We start from the raw sequence: 7,987 nt of genomic DNA, 5'->3' as shown, positions 1-7,987 counted from the left end.
GGCACCCTGCCCACCGTCGGCCCCCGCACCCTCGACCACCACGTCGCCGTCGTCGTCAGCGCCGGCAGCGGCTGGTTCAAAAGCGCCGACGGTGGGCAGGGTGCCGTGCTGGAGGCCGACGCCGAGGCAGACCAGGCCGAGGCGGTGGTGGACGGGGCTCGGCGTAAAATAGCGCATCCAGGTGTGATACACCGCGAATCGCCCTCCCTCTGTACTGCGTTCGTGCCGCGTTCGTGTGGCGTTGCCGCCGCGTTGCGTCCAACCAGCGTTGATCTTTGTCCATGGACCCGGTCGCCGCCAGGGGGCAAAAGTGGGCTCCGTGTCAGATTTCACGGTGGGTGACGAGGATTTTCAGCTGGACGGGCGGCCTGTGCGGCTGCTGTCGGGGGCGATGCACTACTTCAGGGTGCACGAGGAGCAGTGGGGGCACCGGCTCGCGATGCTGCGGGCGATGGGGCTCAACTGTGTGGAGACGTACGTACCGTGGAATCTGCACGAGCCGCAGCCGGGCCGGTTCCATGACGTGCAGGCGCTCGGCCGTTTCCTGGACGCGGCTCAGCAGGCCGGGCTGTGGGCGGTGGTGCGCCCGGGTCCGTACATCTGCGCCGAGTGGGAGAACGGTGGGCTGCCGCACTGGCTGACGGGTCCGCTGGGCCGGCGGGTGCGTACCCGTGACCCGGAGTATCTGGGCCATGTGGACCGCTGGTTCCATCATCTGCTGCATGAGGTGGTGCCGCGGCAGATCGACCGCGGCGGCCCGGTGATCATGGTGCAGGTCGAGAACGAGTACGGGAGTTACGGCTCGGACCAGGTCTATCTCGCTCATCTGGCGGGTCTGTTGCGCCGGCGCGGGGTGAGTGTCCCGCTGTTCACCTCCGACGGCCCTGAGGATCACATGCTGACGGGCGGTTCGGTGCCCGGTGTGCTGGCGACGGCGAATTTCGGTTCGGGTGCGCGTGAGGGCTTCGCGGTGCTGCGCCGGCATCAGCCGCGCGGGCCGCTGATGTGCATGGAGTTCTGGTGCGGCTGGTTCGACCACTGGGATGCGGAGCATGTCGTACGGGATCCGGCGGACGCGGCGGAGGCGCTGCGGGAGATCCTGGAGTGCGGGGGCTCGGTGAATCTGTACATGGCGCACGGGGGCACGAACTTCGCGGGTTTCTCGGGTGCCAACAGGGCTGGTGAACTGCATGGGGGCGAGCTGCAGCCGACGGTGACGTCGTACGACTACGGGGCGCCGGTGGACGAGTACGGACGGCCGACGGAGAAGTTCTGGCTCTTCCGGGAGATCCTGGCGGACTACCAGGAGGGCCCGCTGCCCGAGCTGCCGCCTCCGCCACCGCAGCTGGGGGTCCCTGTGCGGCCCGTACTGACGGACTGGGTGCCGTTGGCGGAGGTGCTGGGGGCGCTGGGTGGCCCTGAGCAGGAGGCCGCGGTCCCGCCGACCTTCGAGGAGCTGGATGTGGACCGGGGTCTGGTCCGCTATCGGGTGGATGTGCCGGGCCCGCGCAAGCCGTATCCGCTGACGGTGTCGGGCCTGCGGGATGCGGCGGTGCTCTGTGTCGACGGTGTACGGACCGAGCTCGGGGCCCCGGTGGCGGGCCCGGCGGCCGTGGAGCTGTGGGTGGAGTCGCTGGGGCGGGTCAACTACGGGCCGCGTCTGGCCGAGTCGAAGGGCATCACCGGCGGCATCCTGCACGAGCGGCAGTATCTGCACGGGGTACGGGCGCAGGGGCTGCGCCTGGACGCGTTCGACGATGCGGCGGCGGTCGCGAAGCTGCCGTTCGGGGTGGTGGAGGGCGGCGAGCGGGGTCTGTACCGGGGGACGTTCGAGGTCCGGGGCGCCGGTGACGGGTCGCTCGGACTGCCCGGGTGGGGGCGCGGGTTCGTGTGGGTGAACGGTTTCTGCCTGGGCCGGTACTGGTCGGCGGGACCGCAGACCACCCTCTATGTGCCGGGTCCGGTGCTGCGTGAGGGCGAGAACGAGGTGTGGGTCCTGGAGTTGCTGGAGCCGGGCGAGCCCGTCCTGGATCTCGGCTGAGCCTGGGACAGACCACGAGGGCCGACCCTTGGTAAGGGTCGGCCCTCCATTGCGTCTGCCCCTTACACCTCGCGCACTTCGAAGGCGTCCAGAGCGAACTCCGCGACCCCGTCGTCGCCGACCTTGCGCAGCCCCACCCAGGCGTCGCCCGCCGCGGGTGCGGTGAACTCGTAGCTCAGCAGCGTCGGTTCGGTGGCCACGGGGAGGGCCAGGCGCTCCAGTTCGCGCGGGGCCGGCTCGTCGACCCCGGTGATCCAGGCGTACTGGCCGGCCGTCTGGTTCTCGTACCGGAAGGAGACGCGGTAGCGCTTCCCCGCAGTGAAGCGGACCGAGTGGTCGACGGTCCGGTAGACGAGGCCGTCGTTCTCACCGCGCGACTTCAGGGACTGGGTGCCGTCGATGATGTCGTCGACGGCCTTGCCGTTCCAGCCGCGCTGGGTGAAGGTCGCGTGCCGCTGCGCGATGTGCGTACGCGGGTCGGTGGAGCCGCCCGCGTCGCCCTTCACGAAGGGTCCCCAGCCCTGGGGGACGTTCTCGAAGTCCTCGAAGGCCAGCGTTCCGGGCTTCGAGGTGGGCTCGGCCGCGACGACGCGGACGTTGTCGAAGCGCACCTGTGCCTGTCCCGCGTCGGCGCGCAGTGTGAGGTCGACGCGGCCGCCGCCCTCGGGGACGGTGAAGCGGGTGAAGATCCGCTGGAAGCGGGAGTCGTGCTTGCGGTCGGCGGCGACGTAGTTCCCGGCGCAGGACACGTCGGTGTGGTTCGTGGCGGTGACGCCGTCGGCGGTACGGATCTCGAGTGCGGCCCGTCGCCGCTCCCCGGCGCTCGCGCCCACCTCGACCTGTACGGATGCGGCGTAGGTCCCGGCCCGCAGCCGTCCGAGCCGCTGGCTCACGCGGGTGGCGCCACCGCCCGCGACCACCAGTTCGTAGTCGCCGATCGCGCTGAGGGCGACCTTCGCGGCCCCGCTGACCGTCCAGCCCTTCAGGGAACCGGAGTTGAATCCGGGGTCGTACACCGCGCTCTTCTGCCCCCAGCCCGGGTCGCCGACGGCCGGCACCCTGCTGCGGTAGAGGACGTACGGCTGACCGGCGTCCGCGTCCAGGGTGACCTTCCCCGACCGGACGGGGGCGTCGCGCACGAACTCCCGCCCCTGGTCGGTGAGCCGGTACACGGCGACCCGCGCGGTGCCCGCCCAGCCGCGCGGCAGGGCCCAGCTGGTGCTGCCGCCCGCCTGGTTGTAGTGGTAGAGCTTGCCCGGGTCGGTGGCCTTGCGTGGCTCCCAGGGCAGCAGATAGGCCCCGCCCTCGTACACCACACGCCCGTCCGTGGTGATGCGCCGCGCGCCGCTCGTGTCGTCGACGACCGTCGCTGAGGGGCCGAAGAAGGTGATCTCGTGCTCGGTCCACCGCTTGACGGGGTAGGCCTGGAGGTACTTCGCGGGGAGCGCCTCGGTCCAGATGATGTCGTAGAAGGCGTGCCAGTCGGTCTTGTTGACCCAGCCCTCGAAGTTGCCCATGCGGGCGGCGCCGAGCAGGGTGGGCCACTTGTTGGCGAAGACGTCCTTCTGGTGGTTGCGGATGAAGCGGATCAGCTGGGAGTTGATGCCGCGCGAGGTGTCGCCGCCGTAGTCGGTCTCGTTCGCCCAGTGCGACCAGATCGAGGAGCGCTCAAGGCCGTGCCCCCACTCGCTGGTGACGGTCCAGCCCTGGTCGCGCAGTGCGCGCTGGAGCCGGTCCGAGGTCCAGCCCGACTCGCGGAAGACGTCGAGGTAGATCGTGTTCAGGGCCGGGTCGGTCTCGTCGCGCAGGTTCTTGAAGCGCTTGATGATGTCGCCGGAGACGAGGTCGCGCCGTGAGTCGATGCGGTAGCTCTGGTCCAGCCAGTCCCACTGCTCGTTGGTCTTGTCGACGAGCGTCTCGGAGAAGGCGTGGGCGACGGGGTAGGACTCGGTGGCGTTGACGTGGACAGCGAAGTCGCTGTTCCACTTTCGGCCTTCCCTGACCAGGGTGTTGAGGTCGTCGAGGCCGCCCGCGCGCTCGTTGTGGTTGCCCGCGTAGTCGGGGTGCGCGGAGTCGTGGCCCTCGGACTGGTAGCCCTTGAGGAGGGTGAACTGGCGCAGTCCGTCGGTGGCGAGCGAGATCCGCTTGACGTTGTCGAGGGTCGCCAGGAAGGGGTTCGTGGCCTGCGAGGCGAAGTTGAAGGGGATGTGCGGGACGACGCGCAGGTGCTGCTCGTCGGCGCCCAGCGGGGTCACCATGATGTCGCGGAAGGCGATGGCGGCGTCCTGCCAGTCGACGATGCCGTCGCCGTTGCGGTCGCGGGTGACGACGACGGTCGCGTACGGGAGCGGTTCGGTGGCGTCGACCGGCGAGGTCGCCGCGCGGTGGGTCCACTGGCCGCAGGCGAGCCGGGCGGTCACCAGGTCGCCGGTCTTCACCGTCTGCCGCCAGAGCCGCCCGTTCTCCCAGGTGGTCCCGGCCGCGCTGTCGACCTTGTCGTAGACGGTGTTGGTCTCGACGGCCCCGCCGAGCCGGTCGTGGGCGACGACGGCGTACGCGTATCCGACGGGGGCCGCATCGGGTACGGCGTCCGCGGTGACCTTCACCAGGGTGTCGCCGCTCTTCGCCTTGTCCAGCTGGACCTTGGCCGCGAGCAGCGTGGCACCGGGCTGGTCGCTGCGTACGGCGAGGAAGGCGAGCCCCGGTATCTGCAGCGTCCCCACGCGCAGCGCCGCGGTGTCCGCGATCCGTGTCACGCGCCAGTCGACCTGCCAGTCGCGCACCCGGATCTCGACGCCGATCTCGGTGTTGCCGTCGAGTGCGAGGGTGTACGCCATCCGGTCGCGCCCGTGCGGGGTCGCGGTCACCTTCGGGGTGTGCGCGATGCCGTCGACGAGGACGGTGGTCACCGGGTCCTGCTGTCCGTACAGCTGCGCGCCGGTCCCGCGGTCGGTGTACGACACGATCCGCGGGAAGTCCGTGGCGACCTTGACGGAGAGCGCCCCGGAGACCAGAACGGCCTCTCCCGGCACTGCTGCCGCTGCGGAGGCCGACGGGGCGGCCGCCACCGCCGTGCCCACTCCGGCCAGCGCTCCGGCGGCCACCACGGTCCTGCGGCTGGGTCCGGGCCGGTCTCCCTGGCCTCGTACCTCGTTCTCTGCGTGCACACTCACTCCTTCGTCCTGCCGTGCACGTCACGATGGTGGGGGCGGGGGTGATGCGCCCATGGACAAAGGAGGGACACCTGTTGGACTAAAGGTTTCCTGTCCGGCCGGTCTCCGGCCGATCTCCCGCCGGAGACCGGCCGATCTCCCGCCGATCTGCTGCCGATCTGTCTGGCCGATCTGTCCGCCCGTACAGTGGAGGCGTGACGGGCGGCAGCGAGGTCGTACACGGATATCCGCACCTCGAGACCGTGCGGGCGGCCATCACCGCGCTCTACAAGCGGCTGTCGTACGACGGGATCCGCACCTACGCACCGAGCGTCGCCCCCGTCGACGTCGCCTTCTCCGACCAGGACGACCTCCACCTCGGCGCGCAGCGCGTGGCGCGCGCCATGGTCCAGCACCTTCATCTGCCCGACGCCCGGATGATCGTGAGCTTCCGCGAGATGCAGCATGCGGCAGGGGTGGAACTGGCCGCGGGCCCCGAGTACTTCATCGATCTGAACGACCGCTTCCGCACCCACCGCAACGACATCGGCGCAGCCCTCGCCCACGAGGTCATGCACGTACTGCTGCACCGCCTCGACCTCACGTTCCCCGGCACCCGCGACAACGAGATCCTCACCGACACGGCGACGACGTACCTGGGTGCGGGCTGGCTGCTCCTCGACGCGTTCCGCGAGGACGAGCTGTCCCGGCAGAAGCTCGGCTATCTCACGCCGGAGGAGTTCGGGTACGTCCTGGCGAAGCGCGCGGAGGTCTTCGGCGAGGATCCCTCGATCTGGTTCACCAGCCCGCAGGCGTACACCGCGTACCGCAAGGGCCTCGCCCAGGCGGGCCAGGACCACCTCGAGCCGCCGCTGACGGCCGCGGGGTGGGCGGGCCGCCGCCGGTACGCGAAGGACCGCCGTTACGCGGCGGACCACCCCGGCTGGTCGCCGCCCGGCTCCCTGTACGCCTTCGACAGCGGCAAGGACGGCCTGCGGGTCTCCTTCCCCTGCCCGTGCTGCTTCCAGCGCATCCGGCTGCCGTGCCGTGGCCGGGTCCGGGCCCGCTGCACGCTGTGCCGCACGGTCGTGGAGTGCGACACCTGAGCAGGAAATGTCTTTGCGGTGGGGCCGTGTGCGCGCGATGGTCGGACCATGACGAACGTGATGGACGCGGTGCTCGGCGGGGACGAGGACGCCGTCGTACGGGCGCTGCGCGCCGGAGCTTCGCCCGAGTCGCAGAGCGAGGGCCTGGGCACCGCGCTCTACCGGGCGGCGCTCGGTGACCGGCCCGGCATCGTACGGCTGCTGCTCGCGGCCGGCGCCGACCCGAACCGGCCGAGCGGCGACGACACCGTCGACCTGCCGCTGTGCGGCGCGGCGAGCGGCGGCCACACCGAGGTCGTACGGGCACTCCTCGCGGCGGGCGCGGAGCCCGATCTCCGTGAGGAGCTCGATTTCACGGCGATGACCTGGGCGGCTCAGAAGGGGTACGGGAAGACGGCGGAGGTCCTCCTCGCCCATGGCGCCGACCCCGACCTGCCGGGCCCCGGCGGGGTGCCGCCGCTGGTCATGGCGGCGAGCCGCGGTTCGGCCGAGACCGTGAGGGTCCTGCTGCGCCACGGTGCGAGCGCGCACCAAGAGGCGCTGGCGGAGGCCAGACGGTGGCTCGCCCTGGATGTGGAGCAGGAGGTGCGCCGGCAGCTCGGCGAGAGTTACGGGCCCGCGTACGAGGCGGTCGCCCGGCGTGTGCGTGAGGACGGCGGGCTCACGGTGGTCGTGGATCTGGTGGGCGAGGACGCGCCCTGGGCGAGCGCCGAGCAGCAGACAGGCCATGGGGCCGTCGCCACGCTCCTGGAGACGGAGCTGGGGATCCGGGCCTCCTTCGACGAGCTGGCCGAGCGGGCGCTGCGGTACGGCGATCCGTGTCTGGACGACTGGTTCGAGCCGATGTTCGCACTGCAGCGCAGGGGCGACGAGGAGACGTACCAGGCCGCGGCGGCCTGGGCCGCCGACGGCGGCCATCCGCTGCGCCAGGCGTTCGCGGCGGACGTCCTGGCCCAACTGGGCTTCGCCACCGGCGAGAAGCCGTTCGCCGTCCGCTCCCTGCCCGTCCTGCGCGAACTGGCCAGGACCGCCGAGCACCCGGAGCTGATCCAGTCGGCCGTCCTGGCGCTGGGTCACCACGGCGACCCGGCGGCGCTCCCGGAGATCCTCCGGCATGCCGCGCACCCGGACCGCGATGTCCGCTACCGGGTGGCCCTGGCCCTGCACGGCCTGGTCCCCGCCGACCACGCCGACGCGCTGGCCGCGCTGGTCACCCTGACCCGGGACCCGGACGACGAGGTCAGGGACTGGGCCACGCTGGACCTGGCTGCGGTGGAGTCGGACACCCCGCAGATCCGGGAGGCGCTGGCGGCACGGCTGGACGACGAGCACCCGGACACGGCGGCGGAGGCGGCGCTGGGTCTGGCGATGCGTCAGGATCCGCGTGCGGTGGAGACGTTGGTACGGATCCTGGCGGACGAGGACCCGGAAGGGTATGCGCACTCGACGGCGCTGGAGGCGATCGATCACGTGGAGGACGCGTCGACGAGGCACCGCCTGACGCGGACGACACCGCGCTGCCGCTGAGCGCCGCGCACGCGACCTTCGGCCGCGTTGTCCTCAATCGCCGGACGGGCTAATTTTTGCCCGATACCGGCTTGCTTGTGCACGCACATGCAAGACCGGAGGGGCAAAATCTAGCCCCTCCGGCGATTGAGGAGCGGGGGTCCGGGGGCGGAGCCCCCGAA

At 71.2% G+C, this 7,987-nt stretch carries 4 protein-coding genes and 1 pseudogene; 3 read left to right on the top strand and 2 right to left on the bottom strand.

Features of this window, described 5'->3' with window-relative positions:
* A pseudogene (locus J0695_RS44290) lies at nucleotides 1-192 on the bottom strand (hypothetical protein); the annotation flags it as partial.
* A 127-nt stretch (nucleotides 193-319) separates the two neighbouring features.
* Between J0695_RS44290 and J0695_RS31235 the strand changes: the two are divergent.
* Nucleotides 320-2,041: a glycoside hydrolase family 35 protein gene (locus J0695_RS31235; protein ID WP_206967755.1), complete on the top strand. Its 1,722-nt coding sequence runs from the start codon at nucleotides 320-322 to the stop codon at nucleotides 2,039-2,041.
* 62 nt (nucleotides 2,042-2,103) lie between these two features.
* Here the strand turns inward: J0695_RS31235 and J0695_RS31230 are convergent, their stop codons facing one another.
* Nucleotides 2,104-5,208, bottom strand: coding sequence for an endo-alpha-N-acetylgalactosaminidase family protein (locus J0695_RS31230; RefSeq protein WP_307798824.1), 3,105 nt, complete (start codon nucleotides 5,206-5,208; stop codon nucleotides 2,104-2,106).
* Nucleotides 5,209-5,408: 200 nt separating this feature from the next.
* Between J0695_RS31230 and J0695_RS31225 the strand changes: the two genes are divergently transcribed.
* On the top strand, nucleotides 5,409-6,299 hold the full coding sequence (locus tag J0695_RS31225) for a hypothetical protein (RefSeq protein ID WP_206967753.1): 891 nt from the start codon (nucleotides 5,409-5,411) through the stop codon (nucleotides 6,297-6,299).
* A gap of 48 nt (nucleotides 6,300-6,347) precedes the next feature.
* Nucleotides 6,348-7,826, top strand: coding sequence for an ankyrin repeat domain-containing protein (locus tag J0695_RS31220; RefSeq protein ID WP_206967751.1), 1,479 nt, complete (start codon nucleotides 6,348-6,350; stop codon nucleotides 7,824-7,826).
* Nucleotides 7,827-7,987 lie beyond the last annotated feature (161 nt).

The organism is Streptomyces beijiangensis, assembly GCF_017315755.1.
Taxonomy (GTDB): Bacteria; Actinomycetota; Actinomycetes; order Streptomycetales; family Streptomycetaceae; genus Streptomyces; species Streptomyces beijiangensis.
This window is presented reverse-complemented; position numbering and strand designations above follow the sequence as displayed.